Raw genomic sequence first — 17,508 nt, forward strand, 5'->3', positions numbered from 1 at the left:
GAGCAAGCTTTGCTCCCACAGGGAATAGGGGGTGCAGCAGATATCACGATCAGCACAAAACAAATGTGGGAGCGAGCCTGCTCGCGATGGCGGCGTATCAGTCCACATTGATGCCAACTGAACCACCGCTATCGCGAGCAGCCTCGCTCCCACAGGTTTTTGTGCATTGATCACTCCCTCGAGGGAATGATCAGCAACAGTCAATCAAACATTCGGGCAAGGCACCGGTGCCCAGTCACCCAGGTCCGGGTTTTTGCACATGCTGTTGACCTGGCTGGTGCCGGCGCTGGCGACCTGCTTGCTTTCATCCTGCTTGGCCTTGGCGGTCTGCAGGGTTTTCTCGGTGGTTACCGCTTCTTTCGGCACGGTTGGCAACACCGGTTTTTTCGCCGGTTTCACCGCTTTTTTGGTCTTGGTCGAAGCCACAACCGGCTTGGTTTCGGCGGTCGCTACGGTCACCACGTCAGTACGCTGCACACCCACTTGTTGCAGGTCTTTTTCATAGGCCTGGGTGTAGTTGTTCAGGTCTTCGGCGGCTTTGCCGTTGACCGCGACGATCAGGTCGTTGGACTCTTTCAGGCCGGAGACGATTTCTGCCAGGCGCTTGCGGCCTTCAGTTTCGTTGACGGTCTTGGCCTTGCGGTCGGCCACCAGCTTGGTGAACGCGCTCTGGTAGCACTGCTGCGAAGCCTTGGCGTACGCGGTGCTGCGATCGATATCGGCGGCGCTTTTGTTGACGTCAGCGGCGTAGGAGGCGATGCGCTGGTTGTCATCGGCGATCTGCTTCTGACGCTCGGTGTAGTAACCGGTTGCGCCACCGGCCAAGGCACCACCGGCGGCGCCGATGGCGGCGTTGCGGCCACGGTTTTCCGAATCGGTCAGCGCACCCAACAGGGCACCACCGACCGCACCGACGGCCGCGCCGGTGAGTACCGATTTGGTCATGTTCCCCTCGGTGGAGCGCAAGTGCTGCACCGGCTCGTAGCAGTTAGGGTAGTACTCGACCTTGGTGCTCGACGCGACCTTGGAAGTCGGCGACGTAGCGCAGCCGGTCAGGACGGTGCTGAAGCCGACAGCGACCATCAGCAGGTGACGCTTGGAAACCGAAGCAAAAGGTTTACGGGAGAAAAGCATGATTGTGTTCTCTTTTTAAGTGTTGACCAGCTCAGCACGGCCCACCGCCGTCTGAGTCCCTTCCAAGCTCGCTGACAATCAACGATCAAGACCGCTGACTGCTCGATGCGAGCAGTTCCTTCAATATCGCCGCCGGGTCGGCTCGTTTTTGCTGACGATACTGACCGACATGGCGAACGAATAACGTTGCGCGCGCCACCAGGCTCTTGCCCAGCACCGGCTTGCGCTCCAATTCCTCCTTGATGCGTTGAAACTGCGCCTGGATCACGGCATCGGTGTAACGCGTGCCGGTGGCCAGGTTGTCGATGTAAATCGCCACGGCGCCCTCGAGCGCGCTGCGGCCGTTGTTGATGGCCGTGGCGAACAGCTTGGCGCTGGCCTCGTCCTTGGCGTCCAAGGCCTGCTGGCGACTGTTCTGCAAATTGGTCAGGCGAATGTTGTAGTTATTGATGGTCTCGACCACCAGGGCCGCCGACTGGATCAGGTTGCCCGCCGCTTCCTCGCGCTGCTGGGCGATGAGCGAGACGTTGCGCTTGAGCTCTTCGTTGACCAACCCCAGCTCGGCCTGCAGGCGCGGGTCGACGCTGGCGGCGATGATGCTGTCCAGGCGCTTGGTCGGGTCTTCGGCTTCATCGATGGCATCGGTCAGGGACGCGAGGCGGCCTTCTTTCTCCCATTGGGCGAACAGCTCTTTGTAACGTGAGCGCGGCGCCGACAATGCCCCGACCGCCACGCGGAACCCGGTGGTTTCGTTGCTTTGCTCGGTGCCGTCGGCGGCGAACAACGGATACTCGCGGCGCATTCCGGTGAACAGCGTGCCTTCGCCTTCCAGGTAGTTACCGCCCTTGACCACGAAGCCACCGTAGGCGCCCTGGCGGCGACCGGCATGCACCAGTTGGAAGGACTCCTGAACCATCTCGGCGGCGTTGCCGATCACGTCGAACAAGCCGATGGGATTTGGCAGTTTGATCCCGACGGGCATCAGCCGCGCCGCCTGGCCGGTGCCGCCAGCGACCTGATTGAACACCGCCCAGTCGGCCAGTGGCCCGTCGCTTTCACTGCCTTCCAGACGTCGGGGAAACAAGCGCCCCTCCAGGTCCTGGCGGCTGACGGCTTGCCCGCCACGAGCAGCGAATTCCCACTCGACTTCGGTGGGCAAACGCACAAAGCCCAGCCCGCCGTCTTCGGCGGAGGTGCCGCGACCGCTCACCGGCAGCAGATCCTTGTGGTATTTCATCAGCCAGGCGCTGTACACCGCCGCAAAACGTTCGGCCTCGAACTTGGACAGTTTCACCTTGGGCAAACGCCCGGCCATGCCTTGGGGCAGCTCGGTTTTGAGGGTCTCGCAGGCCGGCGCGGGTTCGCCGCTGGCCAACGACTGCGCCTGGGCCATGACCTGGGCGTATTGGCGAGCGGTGACCTCGTATTTGCCGATGAAGTACAGCATCGGTTTGAGCGGGGTCTTGGCGTCAGCCTTGGGCATCAACGGCGCGATGGTTTTGTTCCAGTCCTTGGGCAGGTCCTTGAGGGTGAACTGGCCGTTGATGAAGTCCCGACGGTAACCGGAAATGAACGACTGCTTATAGCCGGCCTCGCCCTCGCTGAACGGGTAGCCAAGGCTGATCTCCCGATCATCCAGGGTGCCTTGGGCGAGGATGTAGACGTAACGGAACACCATTTGCCCTTCGCACGGCAGCGGCAGGCTGACGTCACCGGGCAGCGGTTTGGGGTTGTCCAGTTTGTCGGTGCTTTCGTCGGCCCAGGTTAAACCGGCCAGGCTCAGCGCCACGGCGGCGACCAATAACTTATACATCGCGAATTCCTTCACACGCCTGGATGCGCGCTACCCGCCAGCCACCACAAGCCGCCGCCACGGCGCTGACGCCGAGCACGGCCACCAGGGCCAAGGTGTAGTGACGCGGCAACAGATGGCTGGCGTACTCGCCCGGCAACTGCGCAAATAAATAATTGAGGCCCGACTGCGCCAGGCCATACAGCCCGGCACTCAACAAGGCCGCCAGTGCGGCGCTGTAGAGCGCCTGCAACACCACGAACAACAACAGCGCCGCCGTAGAAACCCCCAGCAGGCGCAACACCGACAGTTCCCGGCGCTTACGCTCGACCGCCGCCAGGGCACCGGCAAAAATCGCCGCGAACGCTCCCGCCAACGCCAACCCAGCGATGATCCAGAACACGATCGACAGGTTGCGGCTCAGCGATTGCACCTGTGCGATGGTCTGGGCCTGGGTGGACACCAGCAGGTTCTGCGCCGCGAAATACTCGCGCAGCGGCTCCACATCACCCAGGTTGCGGGCGTACAGGCGAAACGCCGGGTAGACCCGCTGCGCGCTCTGCCCCACCGCGTCGCCCGGCCAGCCGAACGCGGGCACGGCGCGACCGTCGCGGTAATCCTCGGCCGCTTCCAGCAGCGCCAGCGGCGCGAACAAACCATCCCGGGCAAAGGCTCGCAGCGGCAGTACGTGCAACACCTGCACGCGCGTGCGCTGCGCCTCGCTACGACCGGCCACCTGCCGAGCGAAACTGGCCTGCAGCCAATCACCGGCCCTGGCGCCGAGTTTTTCGGCGGCGGTGTGGCTGAGCACCACTTGATCCAGGCCTTGCGGCACCGGCAGGCGCTCAAACAAAGGATCATTGGCCGCCGTGGGGATCATCTCGACGGTGACGGGCTCAGCCTCGCGGCTCAAATCCGCAGTGGCCGCAATCTGCCGCGTGCGGGCCAGGGCAAACGCCACGTCGTTGCGCCGGCCCAATTGCTCGACGAACTCAGCGCTGAACCGGCCGCCACCCAACGGGATGATTTCCCGGGTAGCCGGATCATTCTCCAGACGCTCGGTGAGGCTGCTGACCAGACCGAATTTCAGGCCGAACAGCACCAGCAACGGCGCCACCACCGCCACCAGCGCCAGCACCGAACAGGCCGACAGCCAGGCATCGTTGCGGTAATCCTGCCAGGCCAGGGAAGCCACCAGCGCGCCGCGCATCAGCAAGCCTCCCCAAGGGTTGCGGTGACACCACCATCGGCGTCGCGACGACAACTGATGCGCCGCACCTGCAAACCGCTGGCGCGGGCCAGTGACTCATCGTGGGTGGCGACCACACAACACACACCGTGATCGCGGGCCTGGGCCACCAGCAACTGCATGACCCGCTCAGCGTTCAGTGGGTCGAGGGCTGCGGTGGGTTCATCCGCCAGCAACAGGCGCGGCCCATGCGCCAAGGCGCGGGCGCAACTGACCCGCTGGCGCTGGCCGACGGACAAATCCGCCGGCTTCTTGCCCAGTTGGTCGGCGATGTCCAGTTGACCGACCAGGCGCGTGACGCTGCCGTCATCCGCCATGCCAAGCAGTTTGCGCGACAACTCGATGTTGCCGCGCACGTCCAGAAAACCCAGCAAACCACCGGTTTGCAGCACATAACCCAAATGCCGGCTGCGCAGGTCCGCCAAGGCGCCCTGCTGCCCCGCACGCCACAGCGCGGCGATGTCCAACGGCGTGTTGGCCGGTGTGAAGTCAAACTGCCCGGCCTGATCCGGCGCCAGCACCAAGGCCAGCAGATCCAGCAAAGTGCTCTTGCCGCAACCGCTGGGGCCGACCACCGCCAATTGTTCGCCGGCACGCAATTGCAGCCGTGGAATCACCAGGCTGTAGCGCTGGCTGCCGGCGCCCCGGCTTTTGTGTACGGCGCTCATATTCAGCATCACGGCAGCGTCGACAATGGAACGCGGTACAGGGCATCGCCCGGCTCGGCATCGCCGAACCGCACCCAGTTGGCCAGATCGTTGTGGAAGGTCTCGTAGAGGCGGATTTTCGAATCCAGCTCGTCGATGAAATCTTCCTGCTCGGCCACGCTCAGGGACAGCCACAAATCCTGGGTCATGTTCAGCGACTTGCTGCGGTACGGCAGCCCTTCGAGGTACTCACCGAGAATCCCGCCATCAGCCAGGTTGCCGCCCTTGCGCAACGCCGAAGGATCACGGCTCATGTAGGCACTGGCGCTGGCGATTTCCTGGAAGAAATCCTTGGGCGAAGTCTGGGTCTTGCGCGCCGCATCGACGATCAGCTTCAGCGACTGCTGCAAGTCGTTGAGTTGCAGTTTGGTCAGCATCACGCACACCTGGAACGCCGGCAGCGCCGGGTTGGTCAGGTCACGGTCGGCAGTCCAGGCGCTGACCAGTTGCGGGGCCTGGCTGGCGGATTTGCGCCCCAAAAAGTCCATGTGCATCGCGTAGCCCACCGCCGCCGATTTATCGCTCAGGCTCGGCGCCGCGCCCAACTGCGGCACGCTTTGCGGTTTGTTGCTGCGCACCTGGTGCACCAGGTCGGCGAACACCGAGCCGATCTCGTCGACGCGCTCACCCAACTTGCGCACATCGGCGCCCGGCACCGGAATGTACAGGTCACCGATCTGCGGGTTGGCGTCGGCGGTCAGGGTGCGATATTGGCTCTGCGCACCGCCGTGGGTTTTCTTGCCAGCGTCGCTGAGCAGGTGCAGGGCGTAGATCTTGATCTGTTTACCCAGCGCCGCCTGCCGCACTTCGGCTTCGTTCATTTGCGTGGCGGCAAACGGATCGTTCTTGCGCAGGGCGCCAGCGTCGGTGACCAACAGAATCAAGCGCCCGCCATAACCGGACCAGTCCATGCCCTCCACCGCTTCCATGACACCGGCAAACGCATCCTCGTTGAACGAATGGCTCGACACAGTGGACGCCTTGACCTGTCGCGCCATCTCCATGAAGCGTTGCGGGTCGCGGCCCTGCTCCAAGGTGATCAAGGTCTTGGCGACGTATTCCAGGCCGGGGGTTTTCTGGGTGCTGCTGCGAAAACCCACCATGCCGAAGCTGACACTGTCCAGCTCGCCACGCTCGGCGATGCGGCTTTGCAGTTCGTGGACCACGTCGCGGACCTGATCGATGTAGGGCTGCATCGACACGGTGGTGTCCACCACCAGCACCACGGCGGTACGGAACGCGTCGGCGTTGGCGGTGCTGATGGGCGTGTTGGGGGTAGCCTTCGGCGTGTTGCCGGGGTCGATGGAGGCCACGTTCAGCAACTGCACCGGCTGGCCGGTCTCATCGAAGCTTTCGCGGGAATCGAAGATCGGCAACAGGTAGAACTGATTCTGCGGCACGGCGCTGGCGGCCGGTTCCAGGGCCAGCACTTGCTGATTGTCTTCACGGTTCTGCTGGGCCTTGAGCAAGACATTCCTGGCCGCTGAAGGGTCGGCCAGCAGCTTTTCCACTTCGCCGGGCTGGCGCAGGAACATTACCGGCGCACGGCCGGAACGCTCGGTGAACTTGAGCACCAGGCTTTGCTTCCAGTCGCTGACCTGCGTGGCCGGCAACCAACCGTCGCTGCGCCCGTCCGTGGCCGCGCCGACCCGCAACCAGGGGCTGCCATCGAGGTCTTTACGCTCATACACGTACAGCACGGAAAACGCCGGCAACGCCTTGCCCGGCGCAGCGCCCGCTTCTTCAGTGAGCTTGGCGCCCGGTTTGCTCAGCACTCGCTGGAACAGGGTTTTCTTGCCAGCCATCAACAATGGACGCTGGCCGCCATCGGCCTGCGTTGCCACAGGCGGTTTTGCCGGGGGCACATCTGGAGTTTTCACCGGTGGTGGATTTACCGGCGGCGTCGAGACAATCGGCGGCTTCGTGGCTTCTCCACCATCGCCCGACAGCCACCAATAAGCCCCACCCCCCAACGCCAGCGCCACGGCCACCGCGACGGCGGCCAGGGCGAATAGCGGGGTCTTGGGCTGCGACGAAACGCTAGAGCGTTGAGTCGGGCTCACCGGCGGCGGGGTTGGCTTGGGCTGGGATTGCGGCTGTGCCGGCCCTGTCGGAATATCGATGGACACCGGAGTCAATCCAGCCAGGTCAGCGCCGCTCGGTGGCGTCGACACGGGCAGCGGCAACGGCCGGATCAGCGTCGCTTGCGCCGACTCCTCGGGCAGATTGTCCAGCGCCCGCAAGAGAGCCGCTGCATCCGGGAAACGCTCCGCCGGGTCTTTGGCCAGCAGTTTGCGCAGTACGTCCTGGTAATGACCGTGATGCACCGGCAACTCCGGCAGCGGTTCGGTCAAGTGCGCCAGGGCCGTGGACAGCGCGTCGTTGCCGGTATACGGCAGTTTGCCGACAAGGATTTCGTAGAGCACCACGCCCAGGGCATACAGGTCGGCCCGACCGTCGATGTCTTGCCCACGGGCCTGTTCCGGGCTCATGTAGCTGGGCGTGCCGACGGCGAAACCGGCCTGGGTGAATTGGGTGCGGTCGTCCAGGGACTTGGCGATGCCGAAGTCCGAGAGCACCGCCGTACCGTCAGCGCGGAACAGGATGTTGGCCGGCTTGACGTCACGGTGCACCAGGCCCAAGCCATGGGCGTAACCCAAGGCCGAGGCAATCTGGCGGATGTAGATCAGGCCCTGCTCCGGTGACAGGCCGGCGGCGATGCGCTCCTTGAGCGTGCCGTTGGGCAGGTATTCCATGGCCATGTAATACAGCTCACCGACGTTGCCGATGTCATGGATGGTGACCGTGTGCGGATGGGACAGGCGCGCCAGGGTCTTGCCTTCGCGCAGGAAGCGCTCGCAGAACGTCGGGTCGGCAGCCAACGCGGCCGCCATGACTTTCAACGCCACCTTGCGCTCCAGCGAGCGCTGGGTCGCCAGGTAGACGCTGGCCATCGCGCCTTCACCGATCGGCCCTTCGATGTCGTAGCCAGGGATGACAATGTTCAAGGTCAAACTCATGACGGCACCTTCACGACAACCACAGTGATGTTGTCCGGCGCGCCGCGCATCAGGCCCAGGGACACCAGGCTGCTGGCGATCTCACCGGGATCGTCGTGGTTCAGGACTTCACGGATTTCATCGTCCTCGACGGTCTTGGTCAGGCCGTCGCTGCACAGCAGGTAGCTGTCGCCGGGCACCAGCAGCAACTCGACCATCGCCAGATTCAGTTGCGCCTCGACCCCGATGGCACGGGTAACGATGTTGGCCCGTGGATGCACCCGGGCTTCGGCTTCGCTGAGCAGGCCACTGTCCTGCAGGTCCTGGACGTAGCTGTGATCGCGGGAGATGCTGTCGAGCTTGCCGTCGCGCAGGCGATACAAACGACTGTCACCGGCCCACAGGCACATGCCGCGCAGGTCCCGCGCAACCAGCACCACCACGGTGCTGCCCATCATGGTCACGCCACGGTTGGCGGTTTCTTCACGCACGGCGGCGTTGACCCGCAGCAAGTCGCTGTGCAGTGCGGCGACGTATTCGTCCAGCGAGCGGCCCGCGGCAATGCCGCGCAGGCTGTCGACGATCAGGCTGCTGACGTAGTCGCCCGCCGCGTGCCCACCCATGCCATCGGCGACCACCCACAGGCCGTTTTCCGGCAGTTCCAGGCACGCGTCTTCGTTGACCTGGCGAACCATGCCGACATGGCTCTTGCTTGCAGACTTGAAGGCTTTCCCAGCACTTGGACGCATCTACACAACACCTTCTTGGCCGAGCAAAAATTGCGCAAAATCAGCGGCGGCCGGCAAACCCTGGCAGCGCATCAGACCGGGCGCGATACGTTCCGAACCCTGGCCCCACCACACGCTCACGCCTTCGCAGGCCGCTTCGGCCAGGGCGCTCATGCGCCGCTGCGGGTCGGTGGCGTCGAAGCGATGCAGGCTGGCAAAGCGGCTGCTCGGCGTGCGCGGCAGATACATCGGGCTGCCGAGGGTCTCCAACTGTTCGTTGAACGCTTCGAAACTGGCCTCCACACTCAACGTGCTCAGCAACAGGTTCTCCACCCGCTCAAACCACTCGTCCGCACCGCCCACCACGGACGCCGGGTCCGCGTCGGGCTCCAGCAGCACCGCGACGGTCAGCGGAAAATAACGGCCGACCCGATCGATACTCGGCATCACCACGCCCACGGCGGCGTCGGGCCCACAGACCCCGGGCGCGACCATGAAGCGCCACAGCGGGCTGACCAGATAGGCATCCAGCCAACGCTCGCCCAGGCCGGTCTGGCTGGCGAGCAATCCCGCCGCCAGCCACGAATCCCACGGACCGATAAAACTCTGGGGCAAGCCACGGCTGACGAAGTCCCCGCGGCTGGCCAACTTTCCATAGAAGCCCGGTGTACTCATAGACGCTCCGGCAGGCTGAAGCCGCTGAGCACGCGGCTCTTGAACGGGTTGAAGGCGCTGTTGGCCCGCAGCTCGTAAGAGGCGCTGGCGCCGTCGACCCGCAGCCGCAGGTTGAAGCGGTCTGGCGAGTTGCCGGCGGTCAGGTCCGATTGTTCCAACAGGCGGAACCAGGCCCACGGGCCGTCCAGAGTGATACCAGAACGACCATTGGCCGAGGGCGGCAGGATCGAGATCCGTACCACGCCGATGCTGCCGGGGTTGGGCCACTGCATGGCGGTCGGACGACTCGGGCCGTGGTCGTAGCTCAGTTGCTGGCCGTCGAGGTCGAGCAAAAACTGGGTGATGGTCGAGTCCATCGCCACCGGCTTGAGCTCGAAGCGCACCATCGGCTGGGTGCCGCCGGAACGGAAAAACGCATCGCGGATGGTGGCCGCACGCTGGAAGGTTTGCAGCACGCCAGGGGCGATACCGAGCTTCTGTGCCGCACCCGGCTGCCAGCGCCAGGCCGGGGTCGAGGTGTCGACGTAGGGCTGCAGGTATTTGCGGAAGTAGTTGTCCATCACCCCGCCGACGCCGAAGAACTGACCGAAGTCGTCCAGGGTTGCGTCCCGCGCACTGCCCGGCGACATGGGATAACGACCGGCCAGGGATTGGCGGTAGATGTTCACCACTTCGCTGGTCCAGGCGGCGTTCAGTTGATTGCGCACCCCGCCCATCATGCTGTTGGTGGTGGAGTTGACCACCGATTTGACCAGGCCTTGCACCAGCGGCGGCTGGCGTTCGGCGTTGAGGCTGACCCGTGTGGCAGCAGCCTGGGCCTGGTTCTTGGCTTCGCCGAGCAGGGCGTCGCCGCTGGCGCCGACCATGGCGCTGACCTGCACGTACAAGGCATTCATGTCGGCGAGCAGGCCATCGATAGCCGCCGGTTCGCCTTCGTTTTTGCTGACGATGCTGTTGAGCTCGGCGAAATGCGCAGTGACCGGATCAACGCTGGCCTGGGGTGCGTTTTGCGCCGCTTGCTCCTGGCCGAGCAAGCTGCCCAGGCGCTCCTTGAGCTTGTCCACACCGCCTTCGACCTGCTCGCCTTGGGCCGCCAGCAAGCGTTCCTCCTGTTGCAGGTCGGTCTCTTTCGCCACCGCCACCAGCAGTTTTTTCAACGGCGAACTTGGCCCGGACAGGACCCGCAAGACATCGGCGGCCTGGGCCACGCTGGTGATCGGCACAAAGTCGATGTCGGCCAGCAAGGCGTCCCATTGGCGCTGATAGTCCTGGAAATACAGGCGGCGCACTTCGGCGGCCAGGCTGGCGACGTCCTGCTGCCCGGCCTCGTCGCGACCCAACACCCATTGCTCTTCAGCCAGCGTTCCAGCCTGGTTCAAGCTGGTGAGCAAAAAGCCCTGACGGTAGCCCTTGACCGTGAAGAACCCGCTTAGTGGCTCGCCCAAGGGTTTGCCGCTCTTGCGGCTGAACACCAGTGCAGCGTCGCGCCCGGCGGCTTCGTTGAGGCGAAAATCTGCGATGCCCTCGGGCAGTTTCTGGCGCTTGACCCGGTCATAGACGCGCTGGGCCACGGGCAGTTGCTGCAATTGCCGGCGCAGGTCTTCGATCAAGCGCGGGTCCAGGCGGGCGGTGGGCGGACGACGCTCGAACAGCGCCTGTAAATGCTCGCCCAGGGCCAGCCGTTGATCGGCCGGCAGATCACGCGGCAGGCTGCGGTCCCAATCCAGGGCAACCCAGGCCTTGATGAAGTCGGCATCGTAGTGCTCGTTGTCAGCGAGCATCAGGTAGGCCTTCAATCCTTCATAGAGGAAATCCGAACTGCCGCCGCTGTGCAGTTGCTCTTCGATACGCGTCAGCAAGCGTGGCGCGAACACGGCGATCAGCAACTTGCGATAGACACTGCCGGACTCGGCTTCGAGCATGTCGCCCTGATACAGACCCAGGCCCTCGGCCCAATCGGGCGCGTCGTCGGCCAGGTGCTTCACGGCGTTGAGCAATGGCAATACGGCGAGGACATCGCGTTGTGCCGGACTGAGGCTCTGCACGGCCTGACCCAGCGGCGCGACTTTCTGATCGACCTGGGTGATGTACGCCTGGTTGGCCCGATAGCTGATCCACCACAACGTCGAAACCACCAGCACCAAAGCCACAGTGGAGGCCAATACGCCCCGGGCGATCCACTTGCGTCGACGCTCGACCTTGGGATCGACGCCCACCAACCCACGCTCGGCGAACGCCACGGCGGTGAAGAGTTTTTCGATGAAGTAACTGCGCCCGGTGCCGGTCTGGCGTGCCAGGTGCTGACGGTCCAGATTCATGCTCTGGGCCATGGAGCCGATCAAGCGATCGATCGGGCTGCCTTCCTGGGTGCCGCTGGTGAAATACACCCCGCGCAGCAGCACACGCTCTTCGAAAGCGTTGGGTTTGAACACACCTTCGAGGAAACTTTGCAGACAATCTTTCAGCGCGCCGAACTGCTGCGGGAAACCGTAGATCAAGTCGCGCCGCGCCGGGTCGCGCTCTTGCTGCAAGCGTTCCACCAGGCGATCGTTGAGGCGCTGCTCAAGGCCGGCGAATTCGCTTTGCAGATGCGCCAACGGACTGTCGTTGCTCTTGCCATCGTCCAGGGCGAAGGTCATGCCCCAGACCTGGGCGCGCTCTTCCTTGCTCAGGCTGTCGAAGAACTCCATGAACCCGGGCACCAGGTCGAGCTTGGTCAGCATCAGGTAGATCGGGAAGCGTACGCCCAGTTGGGTGTACAGCTCCTGGATGCGCAAGCGAATCGCCGCAACATGAGCCGCGCGCTCGGCGTCGCTGCCCAGCAGCAGGTCCGACAGACTGATGGCAATGAACGCACCGTCAATCGGGCGACGGGCGCGTTGTTTTTTCAGCAGCCCGAGAAAGCCCAGCCACGCGGCCTTGTCGACGGTCGCGTCACTGTCCTGAGTGGTGTAGCGGCCAGCGGTGTCGAGCAGCACCGCCTGGTCAGTAAACCACCAATCGCAGTTGCGCGTACCGCCCACGCCGCGTACCGCGCCGGCGCCCAGTTGCGCGGCCAACGGGAAATGCAGCCCAGAGTTGACCAGCGCAGTGGTCTTGCCCGAACCCGGCGGGCCGATGATCACGTACCACGGCAGCTCGTAGAGGTTGCGGCGCTCGTCCCCACCCAGCTTGGCTTTCTTCAACAGCGCCAAGGCTTCGTCCATGCGCTGGCGCAGGGTTTCGAGTTCTTCGGCCGTCGCGATGCTGGTAGGGTCGGGCGGGGTTTGCGCGGCCAGGCTGCGCATGACTTCGGCGGCCTGCCGGCGCGCCTGGATGATGCGAAACACCCGATAGGCGATCCACACCGCAAACACCAGGATGATCAACGCCCAACGACGGCCTTCGGGCACCAGCCAGTCCAGCAACGGGCCGACGAACCAGATGATCAAGCTCAGGGCGATCAGCCCCAGCAGCGGGATGACCCAGCGGATCATAAAACTGAAAAACGCCTTCACTCGACCCCCTCCGCCAATACTGTAATTTCAACCCGACGATTGCGCGCACGCCCCTCTGCGGTGGCGTTGGAAGCCAACGGCTCGGTGTCGCTGCGGCCTTCGGCGCTGAAGCGCTCGGCCTGGCCGGTCTTGGCCGAAAGGATTTGCAGCACCGACTTGGCCCGCGCTTCGGACAACGCCCAGTTGGATGGGAACCTGAGGGTGGCAATCGGGCGATTGTCGCTGTGGCCGGTCACCAGGACCTGGCCCTTGACCTTGCGAATGGCATCGGCGATGCGCAGCATCAGCGGCTCCAGATCATCGGAGATGCTGGCGCTGCCCGAGGCGAACAGTTCATCGCCACGGATGGTCACCACCGAGCGATCCACGGCATCTTCCACCGCGACCCGACCGGCCCGGATTTCATCGGCCAGGAAACCGGCCAGGCGTGGTCGTTCGATCACTTTGGGCTGCACCACGGGGCGGTCGATGGCCTGCACCGGGATTTCTCCCAGGGCATGGATGTTCTTGAACACCGGCTCGGCATCGGAAGCCAGTTTCATGCGCAGACCGAACAGCAGCGCCAGCAACAAGGCCGCGCCGATGGCCACGGCGATCCACGGCGGCATGAATTGCGCCAGCCGATCCCGGGCCACGGTAACGCCGCGCCAGTGCGGCGACAGCTCACGCTCGTAGTCGCCACGGGCGCTGCGGATCACCGCGCTGGTGCGCTCGCGCAAGGCTTCCAGTTGGCTGCGCCCGTCGTTCATCACCCGGTAGCGCCCTTCGAAACCCAGGCACATGCACAGGTACAGAAGCTCCAGCAGGTACAGGCGTTCCCGTGGACTTTGCAGGCAATGCTCCAGAAGCTGGAACACCTTCTCGCCGCCCCAGGCTTCGTTGTGCACGGTGATCAGCAGGCTCTGTTTGCCCCAGTCGCTGGTGCCGCCCCAGGGGGTACTCAACACGGCTTCATCCAGGGCGGTGCACAGGGCGTAACGAGCCAGCAGCACGTCATTGCGCACCACGCCGGCGGCTTCGGCGCGCTCCTCGAATTGACGCAGGTACGCCAACAGTTGCGCCCGCAGGCTGGCCGGAGCCGGATGGGCAATGGTGTTGCGCAGGCGCGTCAACAGCGCCAGCAGCGGACCGGCCGCGCTTTCCAGCGGGTTGAGGCCTTGGGCCTTGCCGGTCAGGACCGGGGCGGCCGGCATCGACAGCGGTGCGGGCGCCGGCTGTGGACGACCAGGGTCCGGACGGCCAGAGTCCGGGCGGAATGGGTCGGCGCCACGGCCACCGGGCGTCGGCATGAACTGAGTACGATCGTCGTTGCTCATCGCGGTTTATCCTCGGATCGCCCAGAAAGCCAGATTCAGCCCCGGGAACTGGCCGGCGATGTGGAACGCGAACCCGCCGGAGTTGCTCAATTGCTGCCAGTGATCGCTACCGCGGTCGAGTTCGTAGTAAGTGGAGCCGGCGTGGTAGGGAAGCTGGCGTGGCGCCACCGGCAACGGCAGCAGGCCGATGCCCGGCAGCTGCAGGTTGACCAGATCGCGAATGTGCTCCACCGAACCGACCTTGCTCTGCTGGCCGAAGCGACCGCGCAGGGTTTCGGCTGGGACATCGGCACGCACCACCAGGATGAAACTGGCGCTCTCGAGCAGGGTCTTGTCGGCCAGCATCGCCACGTGGATGCCGTAGGCTTTCTCGACAATCGGAATCGGCGTGGCCTTGCTGTCGATCAGCATCGACAGGGCCTCACGCAGGGCTTGCATGACCGGCGCGTAGCTGAGCGCCAGGTCATCGTGCTGGTATTGCGGATACTCCTGAGGCCGACGCCCCGAGGCGGTGAAGGTCGAGAACTCACCGGCCAGGCTGACCAGCTCGCTGTAGAACCGTTCGGGGTGCAACGGGCTCAACTGGCTCAGGTGCTGGATCAGCGGCTGCGCGCGGTTGACCAATTGCAGCAGCATGAAATCGGCGATCTCCGAGGCGCCCCCGGCACCGGACGCCACCACCCGCCCGGCGAGGGCTTCGCCGCGTTGATGGAGCAGGCCCAACAGTTCGCTGCGAAACGCGGCCAACGGTTTGGAGGCGGCCACATCCAGCAGCGGCGGGATGTAGCTGTCGTCCAGCACCAGGGCGCGGTCGGCGCGTTTCTCCTTGATGCGTACCAGGCCGATGGCGGCGTAGTCACTGATGCCGTCCTGCGCGGTCAACAGGCGCAAGGCCCGCGAACCCAAGGCAACCGGCGCGCGGTTCTCGAACGGTGCGTTATCGTCACGCACTTCGCACACTTGGCTCACGTAGCGCGCAGCGCCGAGGGCTTCACCTTCGTCAACGGTGTCACGCGCACCGGCACGCTTGAGCGGCAAAGCCAGATACACCAGACCATCGCGCAGGTTGTCATCGACGTTCAGCGGAGTCGGCGCCAGGTCATCCTCGGGGATGTTGAACGGTGTGCCGTCCGGCAGCAGGCCCCGCGCCGAAACGATCGCCAGCTTGCCCTGGGCCAGCAGGCCCTGGTCGATCAGCAATTGGGAAAAACCCCAGGCGCCGGCCGACAGCGGGCGGCTACGGGCGTCGATGAGGTTTTCCAGGTAACGGTCATGCTGCTGGAAGTGCTGCGTTCCAATGAACATGCCTTCCGACCAGACCACGCGATTGTTCCAGGACATGGGGGCTCCGATTGCTTATTGGGCAGGGCTGGATGGGGGAACGACGACGGCGCTGCGCACGGCGCGCACGTCGAGGCTGATCTGGTATTCGGTGTATTGGCGCGGCGGGACATTCATCACCGTGCGCCACAGTGACCGGTCCAGTTCGCGATAGCCCACCAGCACGCCGATATGGCGGGTAGCCGGATCGAGATCGCGTTGCAGGCTCAACTGCTGACCGGGCTGGACCAGCACTTCGTCCTGATCGATCAGGTCGGCACCGAGGGTCGCCTGGGCCCGTTCGGCCAGGGCGAAATAATCGGAGCGGGCGAAGGTGGCGGCATTTTTCAGTTCGAAAATTCGCACCCGGACCGGCGCCGGATGGCCGGTGGCGCCGGGGTTGAGGCCGGCAATGGCGTGAAAGTGCAGTTCGACGGCGGCGGTGTCAGCCTCTTCGGACTGTGGATCGGCCGCATCCTTGGCGCATGCCGTCAGCAGAAGCACGGTGGCGACTGCGAGTAAAAACCTGAAAATCATCCTGCGTCCTCAATGACGTTTGAGCTATCCGTTGATTGCTTTTAAAAGTGTTATAGGCGGCGCTGTCGCGCGCTGTGCTCTTCGTAGGCGCGACTGAATTCGCGTCCGAACAGGTCCTGGAAATCCTCCTGGGCTTCCCGGGAAATGTTGCTGTAGAGCTCGGTGAATTGCTGCCAGTACTGAGCCTGTCGCGAGCCGTTGAAAATGCTCGACAGACCAGCGGGTTTGCCCATGCGCTCTTCCAGTTGCGCCGGCTCAAAGCGCGCCAGCAAATGCTTGATGGCCGCTTCCACGCCGGCCATCACTGCCAGTTGGTGAGCGCGCAGGTCGTCGAAGCTGTCACGCACCGCCACATCCGGCGCCATGAACGCCTGATTGCCATGGCGCAGCAGCAACAACATGGCCTCCTCGACATTGGGGGCGAACTTCAGCGGGTTGTTTTCCACCGGCTGGATCATCGTTTGCTGAATGCGGAACTCGCCCTTGAGGCTGCTACGGGCACGCAAGACATCGATCAAGCCTTCGACCATCAGCCGATAGCTGCGCCCGATGCTTTCCATCTGCGCCTCGGCCTGGGCCTGGTCCAGGCGCAACTGATCCAGCCCGGCGCCGCGCAGGAAGGCTTGCAACAGGTCGGGCTGGGCGGCGTCGAGCGGCTTGGGCGGCGTGGCCAGGGTTTGAACGCTGGTCACCGGCGCCTCGCGCAGCGGCGCAGGTTCGGCGGTGGCGTGGACCTGAGGCGGGGGTGTCGGCACCGGCTCTACGACAGGCGGCTCTACGACAGGCCGCTCGACAACGGGCGGTGGCGCAACCGGTGGCGCAGCGACAGGAATCGGAGCAACTGCCACGGGCGCGGGCTTGTCGCTGAACGGGTCCCAGTCCTCCGGTATCACCGAGGCCGAGGCCTGCGCCACAGGCTCGATCACCGGCGGCGGGCTGGGAGGAGCAATGGGCGTAGGTGGACGGAAATCATGCTGTTGGGCCGGCACATGGTCAGGCTGGGTGGCCGGCGGGACACTGCCCGGGCTCAGGAAGTCGAACAGGTCGGGCAAGGTGTCCATGGCCGAGGCACCCTGGAAATGGGCCGGGGGAGCCACGGGCATCGGCGTAGGTGTATTCAAGCCGGCACCCTGATGCCCCATCAAGGCTTCGAAGCTGCTGGGCGCCTCAGCGAACGGATTGCTGTCGGAGACTGGCAGGTTGAAATCCACCCGCGCCTGGATTTCATAATCGCCAATGCGGATAACTTCGCCGTCTTGCAGCGGCTCACTGTTGCCCTTGCGCAAACGGACACCGGCCTTGACCAATTCCACACCATTAGTGCTGTTATCGGTTAAGTAATAACGCCCATCTTTGTATTGAATAACGCAATGTTTGCCGGAAACCAGGCGCTCAGGGTCCGGTAATACCCAGTCATTATCGGAATTACGGCCAATTGCCATCACTCCCTGGTCCATGGACTTCTCAGAACACTGGCCCGGGGTAATCTTGTGATAACTAGTGATAGTCAAACACAGCGCCATCTTGCCTCCTTGCTGAACACTTGCGCATGCG

12 protein-coding genes are annotated in these 17,508 nt (G+C 64.1%); all 12 read right to left on the reverse strand.

Annotated features, from left to right (window positions below; all coding sequences use genetic code 11):
• Nucleotides 1–204 precede the first annotated feature (204 nt).
• Nucleotides 205–1,134 carry a type VI secretion system-associated lipoprotein TagQ gene (tagQ, locus tag CRX69_RS26090; protein ID WP_047226786.1) on the reverse strand — a complete coding sequence of 310 codons (930 nt, stop codon included), beginning with the start codon at nucleotides 1,132–1,134 and terminating at the stop codon, nucleotides 205–207.
• 85 nt (nucleotides 1,135–1,219) lie between these two features.
• Nucleotides 1,220–2,947, reverse strand: a complete 1,728-nt coding sequence (locus CRX69_RS26095) for a formylglycine-generating enzyme family protein (protein ID WP_107323110.1) — start codon at nucleotides 2,945–2,947, stop codon at nucleotides 1,220–1,222.
• The gene (locus CRX69_RS26100) at nucleotides 2,940–4,136 is read right to left on the reverse strand and encodes an FtsX-like permease family protein (protein WP_107323111.1); all 1,197 of its coding nucleotides are present in this window, start codon (nucleotides 4,134–4,136) and stop codon (nucleotides 2,940–2,942) included. Before CRX69_RS26100 ends, CRX69_RS26095 begins: the two co-directional genes overlap by 8 nt.
• Nucleotides 4,136–4,852, reverse strand: coding sequence for an ABC transporter ATP-binding protein (locus CRX69_RS26105; protein WP_107323112.1), 717 nt, complete (start codon nucleotides 4,850–4,852; stop codon nucleotides 4,136–4,138). The genes CRX69_RS26100 and CRX69_RS26105 overlap by 1 nt, the downstream gene beginning before the upstream one ends.
• Nucleotides 4,852–7,902, reverse strand: a complete 3,051-nt coding sequence (locus CRX69_RS26110; protein ID WP_107323113.1) for a serine/threonine-protein kinase — start codon at nucleotides 7,900–7,902, stop codon at nucleotides 4,852–4,854. The genes CRX69_RS26105 and CRX69_RS26110 overlap by 1 nt, the downstream gene beginning before the upstream one ends.
• Nucleotides 7,899–8,630, reverse strand: coding sequence for a PP2C family protein-serine/threonine phosphatase (locus CRX69_RS26115; RefSeq protein ID WP_047226781.1), 732 nt, complete (start codon nucleotides 8,628–8,630; stop codon nucleotides 7,899–7,901). Before CRX69_RS26115 ends, CRX69_RS26110 begins: the two co-directional genes overlap by 4 nt.
• Nucleotides 8,631–9,284 (reverse strand): type VI secretion system-associated protein TagF, encoded by a 654-nt coding sequence (gene tagF, locus CRX69_RS26120; RefSeq protein ID WP_107323114.1) that lies wholly within the window; start codon nucleotides 9,282–9,284, stop codon nucleotides 8,631–8,633.
• Nucleotides 9,281–12,781, reverse strand: a complete 3,501-nt coding sequence (gene tssM / locus CRX69_RS26125) for a type VI secretion system membrane subunit TssM (protein ID WP_107323115.1) — start codon at nucleotides 12,779–12,781, stop codon at nucleotides 9,281–9,283. The genes tagF and tssM overlap by 4 nt, the downstream gene beginning before the upstream one ends.
• Nucleotides 12,778–14,097, reverse strand: a complete 1,320-nt coding sequence (locus CRX69_RS26130; protein WP_047226778.1) for a DotU family type VI secretion system protein — start codon at nucleotides 14,095–14,097, stop codon at nucleotides 12,778–12,780. Before CRX69_RS26130 ends, tssM begins: the two co-directional genes overlap by 4 nt.
• 6 nt (nucleotides 14,098–14,103) lie before the next feature.
• Nucleotides 14,104–15,438, reverse strand: coding sequence for a type VI secretion system baseplate subunit TssK (gene tssK, locus CRX69_RS26135; protein WP_107323116.1), 1,335 nt, complete (start codon nucleotides 15,436–15,438; stop codon nucleotides 14,104–14,106).
• 15 nt (nucleotides 15,439–15,453) lie between these two features.
• On the reverse strand, nucleotides 15,454–15,954 hold the full coding sequence (gene tssJ / locus CRX69_RS26140) for a type VI secretion system lipoprotein TssJ (protein ID WP_047226776.1): 501 nt from the start codon (nucleotides 15,952–15,954) through the stop codon (nucleotides 15,454–15,456).
• 50 nt (nucleotides 15,955–16,004) lie between these two features.
• Entirely contained in the window at nucleotides 16,005–17,477 is a 1,473-nt protein-coding gene (gene tagH / locus CRX69_RS26145) for a type VI secretion system-associated FHA domain protein TagH (protein ID WP_107323117.1), read from the reverse strand.
• Nucleotides 17,478–17,508 lie beyond the last annotated feature (31 nt).

This window comes from Pseudomonas rhizophila, assembly GCF_003033885.1.
Lineage (GTDB): Bacteria > Pseudomonadota > Gammaproteobacteria > Pseudomonadales > Pseudomonadaceae > Aquipseudomonas > Aquipseudomonas rhizophila.